The sequence below is a fragment of the Clostridium coskatii genome (assembly GCF_001675205.1).
In the GTDB taxonomy this organism is placed as follows: Bacteria; Bacillota; Clostridia; order Clostridiales; family Clostridiaceae; genus Clostridium_B; species Clostridium_B ljungdahlii.
This window is the reverse complement of the sequence record NZ_LROR01000035.1, coordinates 35,533-55,414: the sequence shown is the minus strand read 5'-3', so window position 1 is coordinate 55,414 and position 19,882 is coordinate 35,533. Positions and strand designations below refer to the sequence as shown.

At 32.2% G+C, this 19,882-nt stretch carries 25 protein-coding genes and 1 pseudogene; 24 read left to right on the top strand and 2 right to left on the bottom strand.

What is annotated here, in order from left to right; all coding sequences use genetic code 11:
* Nucleotides 1-186: 186 nt before the first annotated feature.
* From CLCOS_RS05560 to CLCOS_RS05545, 5 genes and pseudogenes are all read left to right on the top strand, one after another.
* Entirely contained in the window at nucleotides 187-1,035 is an 849-nt protein-coding gene (locus tag CLCOS_RS05560) for a transporter substrate-binding domain-containing protein (protein ID WP_242872327.1), read from the top strand.
* Between the two features lie 71 nt (nucleotides 1,036-1,106).
* A complete protein-coding gene (locus CLCOS_RS05555) occupies nucleotides 1,107-1,772 on the top strand; it encodes an amino acid ABC transporter permease (protein ID WP_063600669.1) in 666 nt (221 codons plus the stop codon).
* 25 nt (nucleotides 1,773-1,797) lie between these two features.
* Nucleotides 1,798-2,532 (top strand): amino acid ABC transporter ATP-binding protein, encoded by a 735-nt coding sequence (locus CLCOS_RS05550; RefSeq protein WP_063600668.1) that lies wholly within the window; start codon nucleotides 1,798-1,800, stop codon nucleotides 2,530-2,532.
* A gap of 11 nt (nucleotides 2,533-2,543) precedes the next feature.
* Complete coding sequence (locus CLCOS_RS22950; RefSeq protein ID WP_275507161.1) at nucleotides 2,544-2,666, top strand: hypothetical protein; 123 nt, start codon at nucleotides 2,544-2,546, stop codon at nucleotides 2,664-2,666.
* Nucleotides 2,623-3,165 (top strand): annotated as a pseudogene (locus tag CLCOS_RS05545) (DUF1847 domain-containing protein). The gene CLCOS_RS22950 and the pseudogene CLCOS_RS05545 overlap by 44 nt, the downstream one beginning before the upstream one ends.
* A gap of 342 nt (nucleotides 3,166-3,507) precedes the next feature.
* Here the strand turns inward: CLCOS_RS05545 and CLCOS_RS05540 are convergent.
* Together CLCOS_RS05540 and CLCOS_RS05535 are read right to left on the bottom strand one after the other, a co-directional pair.
* The gene (locus tag CLCOS_RS05540; protein ID WP_063600667.1) at nucleotides 3,508-3,936 is read right to left on the bottom strand and encodes a ferritin family protein; all 429 of its coding nucleotides are present in this window, start codon (nucleotides 3,934-3,936) and stop codon (nucleotides 3,508-3,510) included.
* Between the two features lie 27 nt (nucleotides 3,937-3,963).
* Nucleotides 3,964-4,416, bottom strand: coding sequence for a hypothetical protein (locus CLCOS_RS05535; RefSeq protein WP_063600666.1), 453 nt, complete (start codon nucleotides 4,414-4,416; stop codon nucleotides 3,964-3,966).
* Between the two features lie 164 nt (nucleotides 4,417-4,580).
* On the opposite strand from CLCOS_RS05535, the gene CLCOS_RS05530 reads away from it, so the two are divergent.
* The 19 genes from CLCOS_RS05530 (at nucleotide 4,581) to CLCOS_RS05440 (ending at nucleotide 19,688) form a co-directional block, all read left to right on the top strand.
* A complete protein-coding gene (locus CLCOS_RS05530; RefSeq protein ID WP_192847889.1) occupies nucleotides 4,581-5,177 on the top strand; it encodes a prepilin peptidase in 597 nt (198 codons plus the stop codon).
* Nucleotides 5,178-5,220: 43 nt separating this feature from the next.
* Nucleotides 5,221-6,402: a sensor histidine kinase gene (locus CLCOS_RS05525; protein ID WP_192847888.1), complete on the top strand. Its 1,182-nt coding sequence runs from the start codon at nucleotides 5,221-5,223 to the stop codon at nucleotides 6,400-6,402.
* Nucleotides 6,383-7,057: a response regulator gene (locus CLCOS_RS05520; RefSeq protein WP_063600665.1), complete on the top strand. Its 675-nt coding sequence runs from the start codon at nucleotides 6,383-6,385 to the stop codon at nucleotides 7,055-7,057. The genes CLCOS_RS05525 and CLCOS_RS05520 overlap by 20 nt, the downstream gene beginning before the upstream one ends.
* 141 nt (nucleotides 7,058-7,198) lie before the next feature.
* A complete protein-coding gene (locus CLCOS_RS05515; protein WP_063600664.1) occupies nucleotides 7,199-7,375 on the top strand; it encodes a Flp family type IVb pilin in 177 nt (58 codons plus the stop codon).
* A 65-nt stretch (nucleotides 7,376-7,440) separates the two neighbouring features.
* Nucleotides 7,441-7,860 (top strand): TadE/TadG family type IV pilus assembly protein, encoded by a 420-nt coding sequence (locus CLCOS_RS05510; protein ID WP_082853514.1) that lies wholly within the window; start codon nucleotides 7,441-7,443, stop codon nucleotides 7,858-7,860.
* A gap of 12 nt (nucleotides 7,861-7,872) precedes the next feature.
* Complete coding sequence (locus CLCOS_RS05505; protein WP_063600663.1) at nucleotides 7,873-8,766, top strand: pilus assembly protein TadG-related protein; 894 nt, start codon at nucleotides 7,873-7,875, stop codon at nucleotides 8,764-8,766.
* A gap of 35 nt (nucleotides 8,767-8,801) precedes the next feature.
* Nucleotides 8,802-9,767, top strand: a complete 966-nt coding sequence (cpaB, locus tag CLCOS_RS05500; RefSeq protein ID WP_063600662.1) for a Flp pilus assembly protein CpaB — start codon at nucleotides 8,802-8,804, stop codon at nucleotides 9,765-9,767.
* A gap of 12 nt (nucleotides 9,768-9,779) precedes the next feature.
* Nucleotides 9,780-10,937, top strand: a complete 1,158-nt coding sequence (locus CLCOS_RS05495; protein WP_063600661.1) for a response regulator — start codon at nucleotides 9,780-9,782, stop codon at nucleotides 10,935-10,937.
* A gap of 73 nt (nucleotides 10,938-11,010) precedes the next feature.
* Nucleotides 11,011-12,339, top strand: a complete 1,329-nt coding sequence (locus CLCOS_RS05490) for a CpaF family protein (protein WP_013239519.1) — start codon at nucleotides 11,011-11,013, stop codon at nucleotides 12,337-12,339.
* Between the two features lie 49 nt (nucleotides 12,340-12,388).
* Nucleotides 12,389-13,351 (top strand): type II secretion system F family protein, encoded by a 963-nt coding sequence (locus CLCOS_RS05485; protein ID WP_063600660.1) that lies wholly within the window; start codon nucleotides 12,389-12,391, stop codon nucleotides 13,349-13,351.
* A 16-nt stretch (nucleotides 13,352-13,367) separates the two neighbouring features.
* Nucleotides 13,368-14,288, top strand: coding sequence for a type II secretion system F family protein (locus tag CLCOS_RS05480; protein WP_063600659.1), 921 nt, complete (start codon nucleotides 13,368-13,370; stop codon nucleotides 14,286-14,288).
* 4 nt (nucleotides 14,289-14,292) lie between these two features.
* On the top strand, nucleotides 14,293-14,622 hold the full coding sequence (locus CLCOS_RS05475) for a DUF192 domain-containing protein (RefSeq protein ID WP_242866898.1): 330 nt from the start codon (nucleotides 14,293-14,295) through the stop codon (nucleotides 14,620-14,622).
* A gap of 189 nt (nucleotides 14,623-14,811) precedes the next feature.
* Nucleotides 14,812-15,579 carry a type I 3-dehydroquinate dehydratase gene (aroD, locus tag CLCOS_RS05470; protein WP_063600657.1) on the top strand — a complete coding sequence of 256 codons (768 nt, stop codon included), beginning with the start codon at nucleotides 14,812-14,814 and terminating at the stop codon, nucleotides 15,577-15,579.
* A 234-nt stretch (nucleotides 15,580-15,813) separates the two neighbouring features.
* Nucleotides 15,814-16,695: a hydrogenase small subunit gene (locus CLCOS_RS05465; protein WP_063600656.1), complete on the top strand. Its 882-nt coding sequence runs from the start codon at nucleotides 15,814-15,816 to the stop codon at nucleotides 16,693-16,695.
* A gap of 13 nt (nucleotides 16,696-16,708) precedes the next feature.
* Nucleotides 16,709-18,094, top strand: coding sequence for a nickel-dependent hydrogenase large subunit (locus CLCOS_RS05460; RefSeq protein WP_063600655.1), 1,386 nt, complete (start codon nucleotides 16,709-16,711; stop codon nucleotides 18,092-18,094).
* On the top strand, nucleotides 18,091-18,555 hold the full coding sequence (locus CLCOS_RS05455) for a hydrogenase maturation protease (protein WP_082853513.1): 465 nt from the start codon (nucleotides 18,091-18,093) through the stop codon (nucleotides 18,553-18,555). The genes CLCOS_RS05460 and CLCOS_RS05455 overlap by 4 nt, the downstream gene beginning before the upstream one ends.
* On the top strand, nucleotides 18,556-18,969 hold the full coding sequence (locus CLCOS_RS05450) for a cytochrome b5 domain-containing protein (protein ID WP_242866897.1): 414 nt from the start codon (nucleotides 18,556-18,558) through the stop codon (nucleotides 18,967-18,969).
* A 36-nt stretch (nucleotides 18,970-19,005) separates the two neighbouring features.
* A complete protein-coding gene (locus tag CLCOS_RS05445; RefSeq protein WP_063600654.1) occupies nucleotides 19,006-19,266 on the top strand; it encodes a hypothetical protein in 261 nt (86 codons plus the stop codon).
* Nucleotides 19,267-19,397: 131 nt separating this feature from the next.
* Complete coding sequence (locus tag CLCOS_RS05440) at nucleotides 19,398-19,688, top strand: DUF503 domain-containing protein (protein WP_013239500.1); 291 nt, start codon at nucleotides 19,398-19,400, stop codon at nucleotides 19,686-19,688.
* Nucleotides 19,689-19,882 lie beyond the last annotated feature (194 nt).

The following is a 19,882-nucleotide window of genomic DNA, read 5'->3' as shown; positions in this document are numbered from 1 at the left end:
TATAAGCATGCTTAATTATATGTACAATAGCTTATAGAAGTCAATAATGCAATTTATAGAATTTGATTATAGTTCATGCTGGACAAATTCGAAATTACTATTTTACATTTTAATTTATTATATATAAAATATTATTTATTAGGGAGAATATTGGGAATTATTAAATTAATGAAATGGAGGCATCTTATGAAAAAAATTGTTACATTACTTCTTTGTGCTGTAACCATGATAGCAATGTTAGCTGGATGTGGCAACACAGGGGAAAAAAATACCTCATCAGAAAATAAAAAGGAGGACAAGACTATTAATGTTGCTACCTCTGGAGATTATCTTGGTTTTACAGTGTATAATGAATCATCAAAGACTTGGTCAGGCTTTGAGATAGACATGTGGAATGAAATTGCTAAACGTATAGGCTACAAGGTAAAATTCGTACAGGAGGATGTAGCTTCCGCCTTTGGAGATTTGGGAACAGGGCATGTGGATACGGTAGCAAAACAGATAAGTATAACACCTGCCCGTAAGGAGAAATATGACTTTACAACCCCATACTTCTTCAGCCCTTACTGCCTTATGGTAAAAGGCGATAACACCAACATAACTAGCTGGAAGGACATGGCAGGAAAGACTATAGGTCTTGCTGATGGAAGTGCAATGAATGAGTTTATCACTAAACTTGATCCTAACAACAAGGTAAAGAAAACTACATATGAATCCTTTTCTACAATTCCACAGGAGGTTGTGTCTGGACGTGTAGATGCAATGCCTTATGCATATCTGCTGATACCTTACCTGATAGAAAAAAACCCTAACTGGAATTTGAAGGCTGTTGATATAGCGCATCCTATCTATACTGAGGTAAATGGTTACCCATTTGCACGTACGGAACGTGGTGCTAAGTTGCTCAAACTGGTAAACGGAGCCTTAAATGACATGATTAAAGATGGAACCCACAAAAAATTGTGTGAGAAGTGGTTCAAATATGATGTTATGCAGACTGATGCTGCAAAGGATTACTACAATAAGAATAAATAAGCATATTTGTCAGGTGCCTCCATTTGAGAGACACCTGCTGTAATATAGCTTTTCAATTAAGGAGACATGTCATGGACTTTAATATTGAATATTTTTTTTCTATGTTTCCCATTATTCTCAGGGGACTGCCTATAACTGTTGAGGTGGCAGGAGCATCACTGTTCTTTTCGGTTATACTAGGCTTTGTAATTGCGGCCTTCCGCTATTATAACATACCTGTGCTTAAGCAGTTTTCCAATGTGTTCGTATCCTTTTTTAGGAGTACTCCATTTATTGCACAGCTGTTTGTTTTTTATTATGGTATTGCACAGGTATCAAAACTAGTAAAGAATATGCCCAGCTTCTGGGCGACAATAATAGTGCTTTCTTTGAGCTTTGCAGCCTATATGAGTGAGGATATAAGAGGAGCTATAACATCAGTCGATAAGGGTCAGTTTGAGGCTGGCATATCTATAGGGCTTAGCTCTTGGCAGACTGTATATCGTATTATTATTCCACAGGCAGTAAGAGTGGCTATACCAGGTATGGTGAACAGCTTTGCAAATCTATTCAAATCTACCTCTCTTTGCTTTATTGTGGGTCTGAAGGACATGATAGCTTATTGCAAAAATGAGGCTAATGTATCCTTCCGTTATCTGGAGGGATATATGGCAGTACTGATTATATACTGGATAATACTTTCTTTCATATCCTATCTGCAGTCCAGGCTGGAGAGGCACATGAATAAAGCATATTAACAGAATAGAAAAATGAGGTAATATTATGTTAAAGATTGAAGGTTTAAAGAAAAGATTTGATTCTCTAGAGGTATTAAAGGGAATCGATTTAACTGTTGAAAAAGGACAAGTAGTAACTATTATTGGACCTTCTGGAACAGGAAAATCTACACTGCTGCGGTGCATCAACTACCTTGAAAAGCCTACAGATGGTACTATTACTATAGGAGACGTGACTCTTAGTAGCGGGCATCATAAGCATAAGGAGGTTTATGCCTTAAGAAGGAAGACCGCAATGGTATTCCAGAACTATAATCTGTTTAAGAACAAAACTGCCCTTCAGAATATAATGGAGCCAATGATAAAATGCCAGGGTATGAATGTAAAGGAAGCAAAGGCTAAGGCTATGGAGATTCTGACATCTGTGGGGCTTAAAGATAAAAGGGATGTGTATCCGTCACATATGTCAGGAGGACAGCAGCAGCGTGTAGGAATAGGACGTGCCATGGCAGTAAAACCTGAGGTTATGTTGTTTGATGAGCCTACTTCCTCCCTTGATCCGGAGCTGGTAAATGAGGTGCTGGAGGTTATAAGATCCTTGGCCTCAACACATACAATGACGCTTTTAATTGTAACCCATGAGATGAGGTTTGCCAGAGAGGTGTCAGACCGTATAGTGTTTATGGAGAATGGATTTATTGTTCAGGAGGGAACCTCCGAGGAGATATTTAATAGCAGCAACCCAAGAATACAGAGGTTCGTGGGATCTGTTTCAGTATAGGAGAAGGTATTGTGTATAGGTGTGCAGAATGTACCATTCATGTATGCAAACATGATATGATGAAGACCATGGAGGACTGTCCAAGCAAAAATGAGGAGATACAGAGGAAAGCAAAAGAAGCTATACAAGGATGAGGAGAACCATAAAATAGCCTATAATGCTGCACTTGTAGAGGCAGAGAGCTATGGACGTCTTACCCGTATGGAGGAGATAATGCTGTTCATGAACAAGGCTGGCTACAAGGAATAGGCCTTATATTCTGTATTGGTCTTTTACAGAGAAGCCAAGGAGGTTGACAGGATATTGACTCATAATGGCTTTGAGGTGGTTTCAATAATATGTAAGAATGACGATGTTCCAAAGAGCTTTATGGGAATAAAGGACGATGAAACGGTGTCAGGCTGTACAAGGAAAAGCATGTGCAACCCCATAGGACAGGCACTTCTTATGAATGAGTAGGAAATTGAGTTTAACATATTGCTTGGACTTTGTGTGGGGCACAATACTCTGGTGATTAAATACCTGGAGAAACCTGCAACTGTCCTTGCATTTAAGGAACGTGTAACAGGACATAACCCACTTGCAGCTATATACCTGGCTGAGGGCTATTACAAGAAAAAGCTCTTTAAATAGCAAAACGAATAAAAGAAATACTGGACTACATTATTCCAGTATTTCTTTTGTTGTGAGTCCAGTATGGGTGATAACTCGGCGGTAAAAGTCCGCTTCTTGCAAACATAATGCTTGATGACCTTGATAAGAGGTCCTAAACTTATTATTAAAGATTCATATTTTCTATAACTTCTGACCTTGGACACTGCATATCCACAGTGACTATCTTGCTGCGTTTATCTTTTAGAAATTCTATATCAACCTGCTGAATTATACTTTCTAAAGCACCTGCAATTTAGATTTTCTTTAGCTAAGCTAAAGAAAATCATCCATAATTATTAATTCTTAACTATTAATTTAATACTATTTGTTATATTTTTTTAATATTCCTTCCAGTATTCGGGCATGACGTCCTTCATCTTTTGAAGCTGAATTGAAAAATTCTTTTGCTGCATCTATTTTTTGTTCTTCGGCTTTTAGAGCATCCTCATGTTTTGCATTGTTTGCAAAAATTTCTCCTTCTAGCATTTGTTTTATATCCTGAAAACAATCATCTGTTATCATATTGTTCAATTCTGCACAAGTTGCAGCGTGCTCTACTTCTTCTTTTGCGAGAACTTTTAGTATTTCGGCAATATCGCCATATCCCTGCCTTTGGGCCTGGCGTGCTATGGCAGTATATAATCCTGCTTCCTTGGTTTCGCCATTAAAAGTTTGTTTTACAGACCTTTCTAAATTAGTTCCCTTAGTATCTCCTAAAGTTGTTTCATAAGATAATTTTACATCTTCCATATTAATACCCTTCCTTTTTTTAAATAATTAATTTTTTGTTATATTTTTATGAGATAAATAAGATTCCTGTATTTTATCTGCTACTTTTGAATTGTCTAATTTTATATCATTTAAGTATAGGAGCACACTGCCGTTATAATCTTTTGGGTTTCCAAATAAAATTACTTCGCAGGCACTTCTTAAAATATTTATTATGCAATCTTCATCATGATATGCATTACAATTTTTACATTGATTTAGTATAAAGCCAACAGTATCTATTACAGAGGATTCATCAAAAACTTTTGTATCAAATAAAGGAATGTTTTCTATTTCATCTTCTAGAAATTGTTCATTAGATTTAAGACAAGCAAGTAGATTTTTTTTACAATATCCTATAATGCAATTGGAAGTATCGCACTTACCTCCGCAGTTTTCCTTCCCTAAACAACAGGTTTCCATGGATGTTATTAAGGAATTAAAATCTATATCAGTTTCCATATTATATCATCTCCCTTTATAATAATAATTATATAATATTTATTATTAGTTGTAAAGAGGTTAACTTAAATTTTCCAAAAAACTCAAGTTAAAATATAACTTATAATAATATTTCCTCCAATGCAAATAATAAAGAAAATAATAATTTTATTTAAGAGGGAAGTATGTACATATTAATTTTTGCTATAGGTTTCATTATAGGAATGTTATTAAATACTGTAATAGAAAGTATCTCATACAACATTATTAAAAATGATAAAAAAACCGGGAGTATTTTTATACCTATTATTTGTAGTCTATGCTTTGAAGCTTCATTTTTACGATTAGGTTTTACTATTATACTTGCTAAGGCAATAGTGATGATATTAATTTTAATTATAATTTCTTTTATTGATCTTAACTATAGAATTATACCTGATTTTATGGTGATTATAACTTTGATTATGGGAATAATGCTTCCTTTTTTCATTAGGAGTTCATTTATAGATACAATACTTGGAATGATATTTGGAGGAGGAACAATGTTTTTATTATCCCTTGTTCCTAATGTTATGGGTGGTGGAGATATAAAGCTTATGTTTGCTATTGGATCTTTTTTAGGATTAAAGAAAACCTTGTGGGCAATTTTTTTAGCCTTTGTCCTATCTTCGATAGTTGGAATTATTTTAATATTATTTAAAGTAAAAGGAACTAAAGATTATATTCCCTTTGGTCCATTTTTATCACTAGGAAGTTTTATTTCACTATTAGTTTTCATGTGAATTTAATTTGGTTTGGTTGTACTTTAAATGAAGGGAGAATATGATGAATAATATAAACTTGGATGTTAACGCTATTAATAAAATAATCAAAAATGTAATAGATGAGATAAGTTCAAGTAGAGGGCAAGTACTCAGTATTGTTGATTATATAAGAAAAGATCACGAAGATTTAAAGCTTAAACTAGATAAAGTTAAAAAAGACATTGCTAGTGTTATAGATGAAGTTGACGAATTGGAAGAACAGGATAAGGCTGCTAGAAGAAGATTGGCTCATGTATCTGCAAACTTTAATAAGTATACTGAAGATGATATTAAGAAAGCTTATGAAGCAGCATCTGATATGAGAATTAAGTTTTATACGAAAATAAATGAAGAAAAGTCATTGAGAAAAGAAAGAGATAGCCTGGAAATAACCATAAAAAAGATAATGGATAATATTGAAAATGGTGAAAGGATAATTAATCAAATAAGTATAGCTATGGGTTATTTAGAAGGGGATGTTCTTTCTGCTTTAGAAGGATCAGACAAGAATTCTGAGATGTTTATTGGTATAAAAATTTTAGAAGCTCAGGAAAGTGAAAGAAAAAGAATTGCAAGGGATATTCATGATGGGCCAGCTCAACATATGGCTAATGCAGTTATGAAAGTAGATATATGCAAGATGGTTATTGAAAAGAATTTGGAAGAGGGACTTAAGGAGTTAGAAGATTTAAAGGAAAGTGTTAAGGTGGCATTAAAAGAAGTTCGAAGTATTATTTTTGACTTAAGACCTATGTCTTTGGATGATTTAGGTTTAAGCCAAACTATAGATCAAACAGCAAATGCTATTTTCAAAGAGTCAAATATTGATATAAAGATAAAAATGAAGCCAATTAAAATGGAAATAGAACCTATTATTCAAGTAGCAATATATAGAATTGTTCAAGAAATATTTAATAATATCAGAAAACATTCTAAAGCAAAGCATGCAAAGGTAAGAATGGATTTTGGTACAAAGTATTTAATGTTAATAATAAATGATGATGGTGTTGGCTTTAATGTAGAAGAGACTTTAAAGAGGGTAAAGACCAAAGGAGCTTCCTATGGACTTATTGGAATTTTAGATAGAGTAAAGCAACTTCAGGGAGAAATTGAAATTAAATCCTCTGAGAAAGTAGGCACAACTTATACTGTTAAGCTTCCTATTAATCGAGAGGTGATAAAGGATGAAGAACAAGGTGATTAGAATATTAATTGCTGATGATCATGATATAATAAGGCATGGTTTAAAAAGAATTATAAGTTTTGAAAGTGATATGGATATTGTATGTGAGGCGGAAAATGGAGAGAAGGCTCTGGAATTTTTAAAATATCATGAGTTAGATGTTGTTGTATTGGATTGCCATATGCCTATTATGGATGGTATTCAGGTTCTTAAAAGCATAAAGGATAAGGACAATAAAATTAAGGTTATAATGTTAACTGTTGAAGATGATAGAAAGACCCTTAATACGGCTATAAGTATTGGAGCAGATGGCTACATGCTTAAGGATTCAGCTGGAACAGATATTGCAGAAGCAATTAGAAGAGTATATAAGGGTGAAAAATACATTGATAAGTCTTTGGTTTCCACGCTTTTTTCTGACATAAAGATTAAGGCAAAGAAAGCATCTAATATTTTAGATAATCTCTCAAAAAGGGAAATTGAAGTGCTTAGCAAAATTTCAAAAGGATATAGCAACAAAGAAATTGGAAAACAATTATATATTTCTGAAAAGACAGTTAAAAATTATGCTACAAATCTTTTTAAGAAGATAAATGTAGACGATAGGGTCCACGCAGCAATTGTTGCAATAGAAAATAATATTGATGAATATTATAGAAGTAAATATGAAACTTAATCATATAAAAATAGGGACTTTGGTCTCTATTTTTTTCTGACTTTTTTACCTATGATATGTGACTTTTGAAATCTGCCAAGTTAAAAATGGTAGATTTATAATAAAATCAATAGAAAAATAAATTTAAAGGGGATGAATAATATGCTGCAAAAATTTAAAGAATATGCCTTAAATAAGTTAAAAGAAGAAAAAGGACAAGGTATGGTTGAGTATGCACTAATAATAGGACTTGTAGCAATAGTAGTTATTGCCGTATTGGTACTACTTGGACCAGCGATTTCTGCAAAATTTCAGGATATAATAAATGCCCTTCAATAAAATAGAAAAAGTTCTGCTGAGGTTTTTCCAAAATACTCTAATCACAAAAAGGTGGTTAGAGTATTTTGAAAACTAATCAAAAGGAAGTGGTTATATTGAAAAACTTAAATAATGAAAAGGGACAGGCTTTAGTTGAATTTGCAATAATCCTTCCAATCCTTCTATTGATTGTAATGGGAATAGTTCAATTTGGAATGGTGGTAAATTCCTACATTACTATTGAAAATGCATCGAGAGAGGGTGCAAGAGCAGGAATTATAGGCAGCACTGATCAGGAAATTCAATATTTAATTGTAACTACTTCTCCTAATTTAGATCCTAAGAATTTAACAGTAACTATAACTCCTAGTGAAAGTAGCAGAAGATCCGGAGATAGCCTTATTGTAAAAGTAACTTATAAATATAATCTCACTGTTCCAATTATAAGCAGTCTTTTTAATAATGTAATAGTATTAAATGGACAGACAACTATGAGGGTTGAGTGAGGAGAGATATAAATGAGAAAGTTAAATGATAGAGGAAATGTTGCTATTATTTCCTGTTTACTCATTACCGCATTGCTTGGCTTTACTGCTTACGTACTTGATATAGGTATGATCTATATTGAAAAGACAAAGTTAACAAATGCAATCGACTCAGGGGCCTTAGCAGCTGCACTTGAATTACCTGATAATGAGATGAAGGCAAGGATTGCAGCTGTAGATTATCTTCAAAAAAATAATGTAGATCCAAGTCTAGCTCTAATAAATGTTGGTGCAGATCATAAGAGCATTCAAATAGAAGAAGTTAAAAATGTAAAGCACCTATTTGCTCAAATAATAGGAATAAACAGCAGCAATATAAAGGCTAAGACAAAGGCTGTGGTTGCACCTGCAAAATCAGTAACAGGTGGGATAAGGCCTTTTGCTGTAGAAGTATATAAATTTTCGTATGGGGACTTAGTAACACTTAAAGAAGATGCAGGAGATGGATATTCAGGGAATTATGGTGCAGTTTCGCTTGGTGGGTCTGGTGAAAGTGTTTTTAGAGCAAATGCACTATATGGTTACAGTAGAACAATATCAGTAGGTGATTATATAGATACTGAACCGGGTAATATGGCAGGAGCTTGTAATGATATAAAAAATTATATCAACTCTGAACACAGCACTTTTGATAATTTTCCTAGAGATTCCATAAGGCTGTGGATAATGCCCTTAGTAGATTCTTTAGCTGTAAGTGGACAAAAGTCAGTATTAGTAGTAGGATTTGCAGCGTTTTATGTAGAGAATGTAACTAATAATTCAGGGAAAATAGAAGTTAAAGGAAGGTTTGTTAGATTTGTTTTAAATTGTCCGGTTGATACAAATTTAAATGACACAGGGTTATATGGTGCAAAATTATCAAAATAAATAGAATTACTAATATGGGATGAAGGAGGATAGTGATGAAAGGCAGAGGACAAAAATTGATATTGATATCTTTTATTTTAGCACTAATAGCTGCAGTGGCTGCTTTTGCATATTTACAATCTTTGAAATCGTCAAGTGAAGCGGATAAAAAAACGATGATTTTAGTAGCAGCTGAGACAATATCTCCAGGAACCCTTATAGACAAGAAAATGATAAAAAAGATACAGGTGCCTTATAATCCTATTTTTGATAATTATATTAAGGATTCTTCAAAAATTGCTGGAAAATATACAACTGAAACAATTTCAAAAAATGAAGGGTTTCATATTGATAAACTTTTGGAGAAAGGTGGAGATGAACTTAACTTAAAAATAGATAATGATTATAGAGCAATTTCCATTAGTGTCACAGGTGATTCAGGAGTTTCAGGATTGTTAAAACCAAAAGATTATGTGGATATCATTGTGTATACATCTGAAAAAAGAGATGGAATAAAAGTAGTTAGACCAGATGAAGCAAAAATTGTATTACAGAACATTCAGGTATTAGCAGTAGATAAACAGATGAGCAGAGACAATAAAGAAAGTAATAGTAATAAAAGCAGTGATAATGGAAAAGCACCAACAAATTTTTTAGTAACCCTATCAGTTAAAGTATCAGATTTGGAAAAGGTAGTACTTGCTCAAAGTATAGGAAGCATCAAGCTAGCTCTTAGACCATTAAAAGATGAAATAACTACACAAACAAATGGAACTACATGGGAAGATATGTCTGTTAATATTGATGAAAAGACCTTCAATAAAGAAAATAATTTAAATATTACAAGTAGTGAAAATTATAAAAGCTATACAGTGGAACCTGGGGAAACTTTAAAAAGTATTAGTAAGAAGTTTTATGAAAATGAAAATAAATATACGGTTATAAAAGAAGCAAATAATATACAGGATGAGAATTTAATATTAACTGGGGAGACAATTAAAATTCCAATACTCGGGCAGTAGGGGGATGAAACAATGAATAAGATCAAAGTGCTAATTGCAGATGATATTGAAGAAACTAGAAATGTAATAAAAAAAATATTGAAGTTAGATAAAGAAAATATTGAAGTTGTAGGAGAAGCGGATAATGGTGAAGAAGTATTCAAAATTATACCAAAGGTAAAGCCTGATGTGGTTTTGATGGATATTAATATGCCTGTTTTAAATGGCTTAGAAGCTACTGAAAAAATAACCATGGAGTACCCTTCTGTAATGGTAATCATTATGTCTGTTCAGGCTGAAAGTGAGTATTTAAAAAAGGCAATGTTTCATGGTGCTAAAGAATATATAATAAAACCTTTTAACTATAACACCTTAATTGAGACTATAACAACAACTTATGAAAAGTGCAGGGAACGACAGGTAAAGCTTACAGGAAGTGCAGAAAAAGTGAAAGATGCAAAAACTATAGCTTTCTTTAGTTCTAAAGGTGGTGTGGGAAAATCAGTTTTAGCGGTTAATACAGCTATTGTTTTAAGTAAGGAATCCGATAAAAAAGTACTCCTTATGGACATGGATTTGCAGTTTGGGGATATATCCATGTTGGTTAATAAGTATAATGAAAAGACTATTCTAGATGCAGTGGAGGATGGACAAATAGATTCTTATGAAAATATAAAACCTTATTTATATAAATATAATAATAATCTTGATATATTCTTTGCTCCTCAAAAACCAGAAGCAGCGGAATATATAACAAAAGAAACTATTGAGAAAATAATGAAGGATGTAAGAAAGGAATACGACGTAATTGTTGTAGACACAGGTATTAATTTTAATGATAGTACCCTTTATATTTTAGATATGGCACAAAAAATACTTATGGTGTCAACTATGGAGATTATAGCTCTTAAGAATACTAAATTGGGTCTTAAAGTTATGGAATCCGTTGGATATGATAAAGACAAAGTTAAGCTTGTTATAAATAGATTTAATGTAAAGTATGGAATAAACAAAAAAGAAGTGGAGGAGGCTTTTAAGGATGGTGTCTTTGCATTTATACCAGATGAAGAAAAGACTGTTATTGCTTCAGTAAATAAAGGGATTCCTTTATGTCATGATGACAAATACTATAAATTAAAAGTAGGAAAGGCACTGGATGAAATGTGTAAGAGCTTGATTAAGGCATTTTGAAAGAAATAACAAGTCACTATGGGAAGAATATTTGACTTGTTATTTTTTTAAGACTTAAGTAGGAGGAATTACTATGTCTCTTATGAAAAGACTGGAAGAAATAAATGTAGATAAAAAAGCCAATAAATCTGTTAGGGAAGAAATAGATCCTTATTATGAATTGAAGATGAAAATTCAAAATAGGGTAATCGAAGAACTTGATATAGATTTTGATGAAATTTCTGAACATAATCAGGAACTAAAGCAAAAAATTGATTATATTGTCACCAAGCATATTGAAATGGAATCACTAAATATGACCAATAATCATAAGAAAAAAATAAAAGAAGAGCTGTTAAATGAAATTATAGGATTTGGTCCGATTACAGGATTGCTTTCAGATAATAGCGTTACTGAAATTATGGTTAATGGTCCAGAGCATGTATATATTGAAAAAAACGGAAAGCTGGTGCTTACAGATGCCAAGTTTAAAGATGATAATCACGTACTTCATGTTATAAAAAAAATTGTAGCACCAATTGGAAGGAGAATAGATGAAAGTTCACCTATGGTAGATGCTAGGCTTCCTAATGGCTCTAGAGTAAATGCTATAATATCTCCCTTAGCCATTGATGGTCCCTCTATCACTATTAGAAAATTTGCAGAAGATCCATTTAAAGTAGAGGATTTGGTTAGCTTTGGAACAATGACTCAAAGCATGGCAAAACTTATAAAATATTGTGTAGAAGGAAGATTAAATATAGTTGTTTCAGGTGGTACAGGAAGTGGTAAAACTACTACGTTAAATGTTCTTTCATCATTTATACCTGAGAATGAACGCATAGTGACTATTGAGGATGCAGCAGAGCTTCAGCTTTCTCAGGAGCATGTGGTGAGGCTTGAGACGAGACCGGCAAATGTAGAAGGAAAAGGGGAAATTACTATAAGGGATTTAGTTAGAAATAGTTTAAGAATGCGTCCTGACAGAATTATTGTAGGTGAGGTTCGTTCTGGAGAAGCTTTGGATATGCTGCAAGCTATGAATACTGGCCATGATGGATCTCTTACAACAGGTCATGCTAATTCGCCAAGAGATATGCTATCTAGAATTGAAACCATGGTGCTTATGTCGGGAATGAATCTTCCAATTAAGGCTATCAGAGATCAGGTGGCTTCTGCTATTGATATAATAGTTCAGCAATCAAGGCTCATGGATGGAAGTAGAAAAATCACTTATATAACGGAGGTTCAAGGCATGGAGGGGGATGTAATTATACTTCAGGATATATTTAAGTTTGAGCAAAAGGGCGTTGATAATAGGGGAAAAGTAAGAGGAGAATTTGTTTCTACAGGTATTATGCCCAAATTTGTACAGAAGCTTAAGGAGAAAGGTATAAATGTACCACCAGATATTTTGAGATAACTTCTTATTTTCTTTCAAATGCCTAAAGCAAAATCAAGGAGGAGGGCTTATGATATATGTTATAGTAACAGCGATATTTTTAATAGTGTGGCTTTTTATAAGCACTGTATTAATTGCCTTATTTAGTAAAGATAAACCTATTCGTAAGCTTAAATATTTTGATGAAGATTATGCTATTTCCCAAAAGTATAAAGATAATAAGAAGGACAGGATAAGCATATTAAAAACTCTATCAACTTTAATTCCTAAGATCTGGTTAAATAAAAAGAAAGATAAAAAGCTTGAGATTGAACTTATGAAGGCAGATTTATCTATTACTGTAGAGGAACTTCTAGTTATAAAAATACTATTTTCCTCTGCTTTTGCTTTTCTTGCATTTGCAGTTTTTAAAAATTATTTTATTATCATTTTAATTTACATTCTAATATGGAACGTTCCCCAATTTATAATAAGAAAGAGGAAAAAAGATAGAATAAAGCACTTTGACAGTGAATTAAATGAGGGTATAACTATAATTTCAAACTCCTTAAAAGCAGGATATTCTTTCTTACAAGCTATAGCTGTAGTATCAGAAGAAACCAGTGATCCTTTTTCAAAGGAATTTAAGAAATTACTCAAAGAGATGAGTCTTGGGATTTCTGAAGAAGATGCTTTAAAAAATTTGCTTAGTAGAGTTGAATCAGAAGATCTCAGACTTATAGTGAATGTTATTTTAATACAGAAAGATATAGGAGGAAATTTATCTGAAGTACTTGATAATATATCGGAAACTATAATGGAAAGACAAAAGATAAAAAATGAGCTAAAAACACTGACAGCTCAGGGAAGATTATCAGGCATTATTTTAATGCTTATACCTATTTTTTTAGGAGTAACGATTTATCTTTTTAACAAGGAGTATATACTTTTGCTATTTACAACTTCTATTGGCTTAATTATGGTGGCGGCTGCTGTCTTAAGTGAGTTTCTTGGATTATTAATAATAAGAAAAATTATTAATATAGATATGTGAGAAAGGAGAGAGGTACATGCTTTATTTTGCATTTTTTATCTTCTTTTTATCAATTTTCTTTCTTTTCTATGGAATACTAACAGCTATAAACAGTGACAAAATAAAAATTAAAAAGAGATTTACAGAGCTTAATGAGCTGGATAAGTTGAAAGAAGAAGAAATTGAGAATAAGACTTTTTCAGAAAGAATGATAATGCCCTTTTATGAAAACTTTAGTAAGGTTTTGCTTAGAATAACGCCTCATCAAAAAATTGTAATGCTTAACAAAAAGTTAGAAAGAGCAGGGATTTTAAAAAATAGCACTGCTCAAAAATGGATGCTTAAAAAGAGCATGATTATCTTGATTTTTTCTACAATTCTAGGAGTACTGGTGCTAATGGTTGATTTTAATATAATGAAAGTTATTGTTTTTACAATACTTGTAGTGATAACTATTAATGTCTTCTTTAATTTTTATCTATCAAGAAGAATTCAAAATAGAAAAAACAAAATTTTAAAGGACTTACCTTATACTTTAGATTTAATTACAGTTAGCGTTGAGGCAGGTTTATCCTTTGATGGTGCTATAGCTAGAGTTATAAGTAATATAAGTGGAGAACTTTGTGACGAATTTGCAAAGAGTCTTAAAGAAATTACTATGGGAATAGAGCGAAAAGCAGCCCTTAAGAATATGAGTGAACGCTGTGATGTAAAGGAACTTTCCATGTTTATTAGTTCGTTAATTCAGGCAGATGAATTGGGAGTAAGTTTAAGCAAAGTGCTCAGAATTGAATCTGCAAATTTGAGAGAACATAGGAGACAGGTGTCTAGAGAAAAGGCGATGAAGGCTCCTATTAAAATGCTTTTCCCATTAATTTTTTTTATTTTTCCTACCATATTTATAATTATATTAGGCCCTGCCGTTATAAGGATGATTACTATATTTGCTAAGAGGTGATAATGTGGTCAAGACTTTAGTATATGAATCAGAGGTTATAGCTGAAATATTTATAGCAGATAGTTTTGTTAAAAGATTTTCAGGGTTTATGTTTCGTAAAAAACCACATCATAAGGGAATTTTGATTAAGCCTTGTAACAGCATTCATACATTCTTTATGAAATTTTCTATCGACGTTTTGTTTATAAGTGAGGACATGAAAGTGATAAAGAAAGTAGAAGACCTGAAACCAGGGAAGATTATAATGCCCCAGGGAAAAACTAAAATGGTTATAGAAGGAAGTACTGGAATGTTTAAAAATGTTGAGGAAGGGGCACAGGTAAATATCTGCTAAAAACTATAAGTAAACGCAAAAATGTGTGTTAGAATACTTATATAAAGTTTCAAAACAACAAAACAACTTATATCTTGGATGTTTTGGTAAGTTGCAAGCTTGGTTAAATATTTTGATAATCCTAAACAGAGAATTTGTAAAAACTATTTAAACCTAAAAACTCTATATAAAAGTGGAAGGATTGGGAAAATGAAAAGTGTAGTGGAAGTTAGAGATATAAAACTAGGGGAAGGAATTCCTAAAATTGCAGTGCCTCTTATGGGAAGAAATGATGAAGAATTAATGAGTGATATTAAGTATTTAAAGACAATTAATTTTGATCTCGTTGAATGGAGAATTGACTACTACAAAGATGTAGAAAATATTGAAAAAATAGAAGAAGTTTTGAGTAAAATTAGAAGGATGTTAGGAAAAATCCCACTTTTGGTAACCTTTAGAACTGCAAAAGAAGGTGGAGAAAAAGAAATTACTTTAGAATATTATGTTGAACTCAATAAGGCAATTGTAGCGACTAAGAATGTAGATTTAATTGATGTTGAATTATTTATTGGTAATAGCAAAGTAGTAAAAGAAATTGTTGATATAGTGCATGAAAATGGAGTAAAGGTAATTATGTCAAATCATGATTTCCATAAGACTCCATCAAAACAAGAAATAGTATCTAGATTGTGCAAGATGCAGCAACTAGGAGCAGATATACCTAAGATAGCAGTTATGCCTTCAACCCCTGATGATGTACTTGAGCTCTTAAGTGCAACTAATGAAATGAGACGTGATCATGACCAAACTCCAGTTATTACTATGTCAATGGGATCTCTTGGAGTTATAAGCCGTTTAGCTGGTGAAACTTTTGGCTCAGCACTTACTTTTGGCTCAGTTAAAGCAGCATCAGCACCAGGACAATTACAAGCAAATGAATTAGATAAATTACTTAGAATTATAACATCAACTAAATAGACTATAATTAAAAATAAAATATCAATGAATCCTTAGTCGCTTTCGCTGTGTGCGAGGGAGTGTTACAGTAGGTGACATCGGATAAAAATTTAAGAATATATTAGAATGATTTAAAAGATAAAACTACTTTAAAAAATAAGGTAGTTTTATTTTTTTTGTATAAATACAAGTTATATTGATTGATTTTTAATTATATAAATAATATAGAAAATTAAAAGGCAGTGTGATAGGTAAATGAATACTCGAAACAAGGTTATATGTCCTTTAATCGTAGATAAGGAACGCAGTTCAAAGGCTTTTACTAGTGAAGCTATAGATTTAATTAAAAGGGGAAAGACGAAAAAATTAAATGCTATATGGCTTGAAGTAACAGGATGTTCAGGAAATATTATTTCTTTTTTAAATAGTGAAAATCCTGGACTCGATTATATTTTAGAAAAACTCATTAATTTAAAATACAACAATACTCTAATGACTTCAGAAGGGGAGTACGCTTTTAAACAATTCTTAGATACATTGAATACTGAATTTATACTACTAGTAGATGGAGCAGTATCTACTGCCCAGAACGGTTTTTATAATATTGTTGCCAATTATGAAGGAAAACCTGTTACTGCACTTGAAGCTGTAAAAATGGCAGGAGAAAAAGCGAAGTATGTCCTATGTGTAGGAACTTGTGCATCCTATGGTGGAATTTCTGCCGCCAGGCCAAACCCTTCAGAAAGCAAAAGTGTTAAAGAAATACTAAATCGTGAGGTCATAAGACTTCCAGGCTGTCCATGTCATCCGGATTGGGTAGTTGGAACTTTAGCACATTTAGCTGCTTTTGGCAAACCACAATTGGATAAAGAGGGAAGACCTCTTCTTTTTTATGGAATTACCATTCATGATAGTTGTACAAGAAGAGGATTTTTTGATAACAGAATTTTTGCAAAAAAATTTGGAGAATATGGATGTATGTTTAAACTTGGATGCAGGGGACCTGTAACTAAGACGGATTGTCCTAGGAGAAAGTGGAATGGATATGTGAACTGGCCTGTTGAAGACAATACCAACTGTATAGGATGTGCAAATTCTAGATTTCCAGATGGTATGGAGCCATTTGTAAGGTACTAGTAAGGAGGGTGCTATGAAAAAGAAAATTACTATTGATCCAATTACGAGAATAAGCGGTTTTTTGGAAACTAAAGTGCAAGTAGAAAAAAATATTATAGTAGATGCTGAAACTAGTGGATTGCTTTTTAGAGGATTTGAAAAAATGTTAAAGAACAGAGAGCCGCTGGATGCAGTATATTTTACAGAAAGAATTTGTGGAATATGTTCAACAGCTCATGCCGTGGCAGCTGCTACAGCTCTTGAAGATGCTTTGAAGATAAAAATTAGTGTAAATGATTCGTACATGCGTAATTTAATACATGGTTTTGAATTTATACAAAATCATATAAGACATTTTTATAATTTGACCATACCAAGTTATGTGAAAATGCCCAATGTAAATCCTCTTTCTTCAGATCAATATGAGGATTATAGATTGCCTGATAACTTAAATAAAAAGATAAGTAAAGATTATATTGAAAGTATTAAGTACAGCAGGTTAGCCCATGAAGGGTTAGCTGTCCTTGGAGGAAAAGCTCCCCATAATCACGGAATTTTTGTTGGAGGAGTTACCATAAATATAGATTCATATAAACTCACGAAAGTTAAATCTATTATCTCTCAAATTAGTAAATTTGTAAGCAGTGTTATGTTAGAGGACATGAATATAATTTCAAAATACTATGCTGATTATTTTAAAATGGGAAGAGCTTATGGAAACTTTATGACTTATGGAATTTTTGACAAGTATGCTGATCCTGAGATAAGTTATGTAGGACCTTCTGTCTTAATAAATGGAGAAAAGTATAATTTCAATAGTAATAAAATTACAGAAAATATACTCCATACCTGGTATACAAGCGATGATGAAAAAATAAATTTATCTAAAGAAACAGGTTACAGCTTTATAAAATCGCCAACTTATGATGGTTATTCTATGGAAGTAGGACCTCTGGCAAGATTGATACTTTCAGGTGAGTATACTGGTGGAAGTTCCTGTATGGACAGAAATGTTGCCAGAGTACTTGAAACAAAAAAGATTTTGAAAATTATGCAAGGACTTGCAGATAGAATTAAGCTTATTCCAGCAGAGCAAAGAATATATGAAATCCCAGATAAAGCATTTGGCTCAGGATTAATTGACACAACTAGAGGATCCTTGGGGCACTGGGTAAGTATAGAAGATAAATTTATAAAGCATTACAATATAATAACTCCTACAGTGTGGAATATGGGGCCAAGGAATCAATCAGGTGCACTTGGAATTGGAGAAAAATCTTTAGTTGGAACAAAAATAAAAAATATAAAAAAGCCTATAGAAGTTGGGAGAATTATGAGATCCTTTGATCCTTGTGTTTCCTGTGCAACGCATCTTGTAAGTGATAAATGCGAACCAGTGGATGTACAGGTTATAGTATGAGAGCAAAAGTTGTTGCTTTAGGAAATATATTAATGGAAGACGACGGCATTGGAATTAAGGTTCTGGAAAATATAGAAGAGGAACTTGCACATAACCATATTGAATCTATAATTGGAGAAACAGATGTGGAATATTGCATTTCCCAAGTAAAAGATGGTGATTTTATATTTATAATAGATGCTTCTTATAATGGAAAAGTTCCAGGTACGATAACAGTTGCCAGCTTACAAGATTATAAGTGTAAAAAGAAATGTTATACCCAGCATAGCTATAGTTTCATAGATTTGATAGGAGTTTATTACAAATCATTAACTGGGTTTATTATTGAAATTGAAGTAGCTAGTGTAAGCTTTAAATTGGGACTTAGCTATAATTTACAGAATAAACTTAAGGCTATTTCAAAAGATGTATTGAAAAGTATTTTCCTGAGATTGAATGATAGAGCAGAGGAGGAAAAATAGTTGGATTTTTATTTAATGAAAAAGCTGCAGATAATTAGGAGAAAAATTACTTTTTATAAAAGAAATAGTATGTTTGCTGTATGTCCTTTTATAAAAAGCAATTATAGACATCTCATGAATATTCAAGTAGGTGAATTAGAAAGACTAATGAATGCAATGAACAAAGATATAGTAAGACAGGAAAAACAATTTACTTTGGAAGAACTCTCGAAATATAATGGTTCTGGTGGTTCTCCGGCGTATGTTGCTGTAAATGGAATAGTGTATGATGTGAGTTTGTCTCCTGTATGGGGTGGAGGGACGCATTTTGGTCTGTATGCTGGAAAAGACTTAACAGGACAATTTAAGGCATGTCACAGTGGAGAAATAAGGATATTAAATGCCCTACCTAAAGTGGGAAAGTTAAAAATTTAATAACAAATTAGTTTTGAAAAAAGGGGTAAATAATAAATGCACGATATGATTTTATTGAGTAAAATATCCAGAGCTTTAAGCGAATGCTGCAGTTTAAATAGGATTTTAAAGATAAGTAAGGTAGTTATAGCTGTAAATAGTTACAGCCATGTTAATACATCTAATCTTTATGATTATTTAAGAAACTATAATGAAGATATAACTGATGAACTAACAGAAGTTAAAATTCAAATTGAAAATTTGCCCGATCAAATGGCAATAATTAAAAATATAGAAGGTTATCAATATGAAAAGTAGAAATGATATTAGCAATTTGGATAGCATAATTGAAAAGGTTATTTGTGCTACTGTAAAACTATTTCTATAATCAAAAGTTGACAGGAAAACAGAAAGCAAATTATACTTATAATGAAAAGATGGTGAAACATATGAAAATATTGCTTATGAAAATTACCTTGAGAGCGTCCTGGGTTCATTCATTAAAAGAAAAAAGAATGGTAGTAAAAAGCATAGTTCAAAAGTTAAAAAATAAGTTTAACGTATCTGTGGCAGAAGTTGATGAGCAGGATGTTCATCAAATGATAGTTATAGGAGCTGCAGGAATATGTGGAACTTCTGCACAAGTAGATTCAACAATGGAAAATATCATAACTTTTGTAGAAAACAATACTGACGCAGAAATAATAGATATTCAAAAAGAAGATGTTGAAGGTATGTAAAGCAGTGTTTAAATAATAGTTAAGAACGAAGAATTAATAATTAATGTAGATTTTTTTCCGTTACACTACAAAAAATCTTTGATTAAGCTTTTCATCACTCGTTTCGCTAAAGTGAAATATTGATGAATTATATAAACTTAAAGATTTTTTGCGATAGCTAAAAATCATCCTTCACTATTAATTTTTCATTATTA

Coding starts and splice junctions, on each gene's coding strand:
- CLCOS_RS05550 (WP_063600668.1), top strand. CDS start 1,798: ATGTTAAAGATTGAAGGTTTAAAGAAAAGATTTGATTCTCTAGAGGTA.
- CLCOS_RS05480 (WP_063600659.1), top strand. CDS start 13,368: ATGCTTTATTTTGCATTTTTTATCTTCTTTTTATCAATTTTCTTTCTT.
- CLCOS_RS05465 (WP_063600656.1), top strand. CDS start 15,814: ATGAATACTCGAAACAAGGTTATATGTCCTTTAATCGTAGATAAGGAA.
- CLCOS_RS05445 (WP_063600654.1), top strand. CDS start 19,006: ATGCACGATATGATTTTATTGAGTAAAATATCCAGAGCTTTAAGCGAA.
- CLCOS_RS05525 (WP_192847888.1), top strand. CDS start 5,221: ATGAATAATATAAACTTGGATGTTAACGCTATTAATAAAATAATCAAA.
- CLCOS_RS05460 (WP_063600655.1), top strand. CDS start 16,709: ATGAAAAAGAAAATTACTATTGATCCAATTACGAGAATAAGCGGTTTT.
- CLCOS_RS05535 (WP_063600666.1), bottom strand. CDS start 4,416: ATGGAAACTGATATAGATTTTAATTCCTTAATAACATCCATGGAAACC.
- CLCOS_RS05490 (WP_013239519.1), top strand. CDS start 11,011: ATGTCTCTTATGAAAAGACTGGAAGAAATAAATGTAGATAAAAAAGCC.
- CLCOS_RS05560 (WP_242872327.1), top strand. CDS start 187: ATGAAAAAAATTGTTACATTACTTCTTTGTGCTGTAACCATGATAGCA.
- cpaB (WP_063600662.1), top strand. CDS start 8,802: ATGAAAGGCAGAGGACAAAAATTGATATTGATATCTTTTATTTTAGCA.
- CLCOS_RS05485 (WP_063600660.1), top strand. CDS start 12,389: ATGATATATGTTATAGTAACAGCGATATTTTTAATAGTGTGGCTTTTT.
- CLCOS_RS05520 (WP_063600665.1), top strand. CDS start 6,383: ATGAAGAACAAGGTGATTAGAATATTAATTGCTGATGATCATGATATA.
- CLCOS_RS05505 (WP_063600663.1), top strand. CDS start 7,873: ATGAGAAAGTTAAATGATAGAGGAAATGTTGCTATTATTTCCTGTTTA.
- CLCOS_RS05495 (WP_063600661.1), top strand. CDS start 9,780: ATGAATAAGATCAAAGTGCTAATTGCAGATGATATTGAAGAAACTAGA.
- CLCOS_RS05555 (WP_063600669.1), top strand. CDS start 1,107: ATGGACTTTAATATTGAATATTTTTTTTCTATGTTTCCCATTATTCTC.
- CLCOS_RS05440 (WP_013239500.1), top strand. CDS start 19,398: ATGAAAATATTGCTTATGAAAATTACCTTGAGAGCGTCCTGGGTTCAT.
- CLCOS_RS05540 (WP_063600667.1), bottom strand. CDS start 3,936: ATGGAAGATGTAAAATTATCTTATGAAACAACTTTAGGAGATACTAAG.
- CLCOS_RS05455 (WP_082853513.1), top strand. CDS start 18,091: ATGAGAGCAAAAGTTGTTGCTTTAGGAAATATATTAATGGAAGACGAC.
- aroD (WP_063600657.1), top strand. CDS start 14,812: ATGAAAAGTGTAGTGGAAGTTAGAGATATAAAACTAGGGGAAGGAATT.
- CLCOS_RS05530 (WP_192847889.1), top strand. CDS start 4,581: ATGTACATATTAATTTTTGCTATAGGTTTCATTATAGGAATGTTATTA.
- CLCOS_RS05515 (WP_063600664.1), top strand. CDS start 7,199: ATGCTGCAAAAATTTAAAGAATATGCCTTAAATAAGTTAAAAGAAGAA.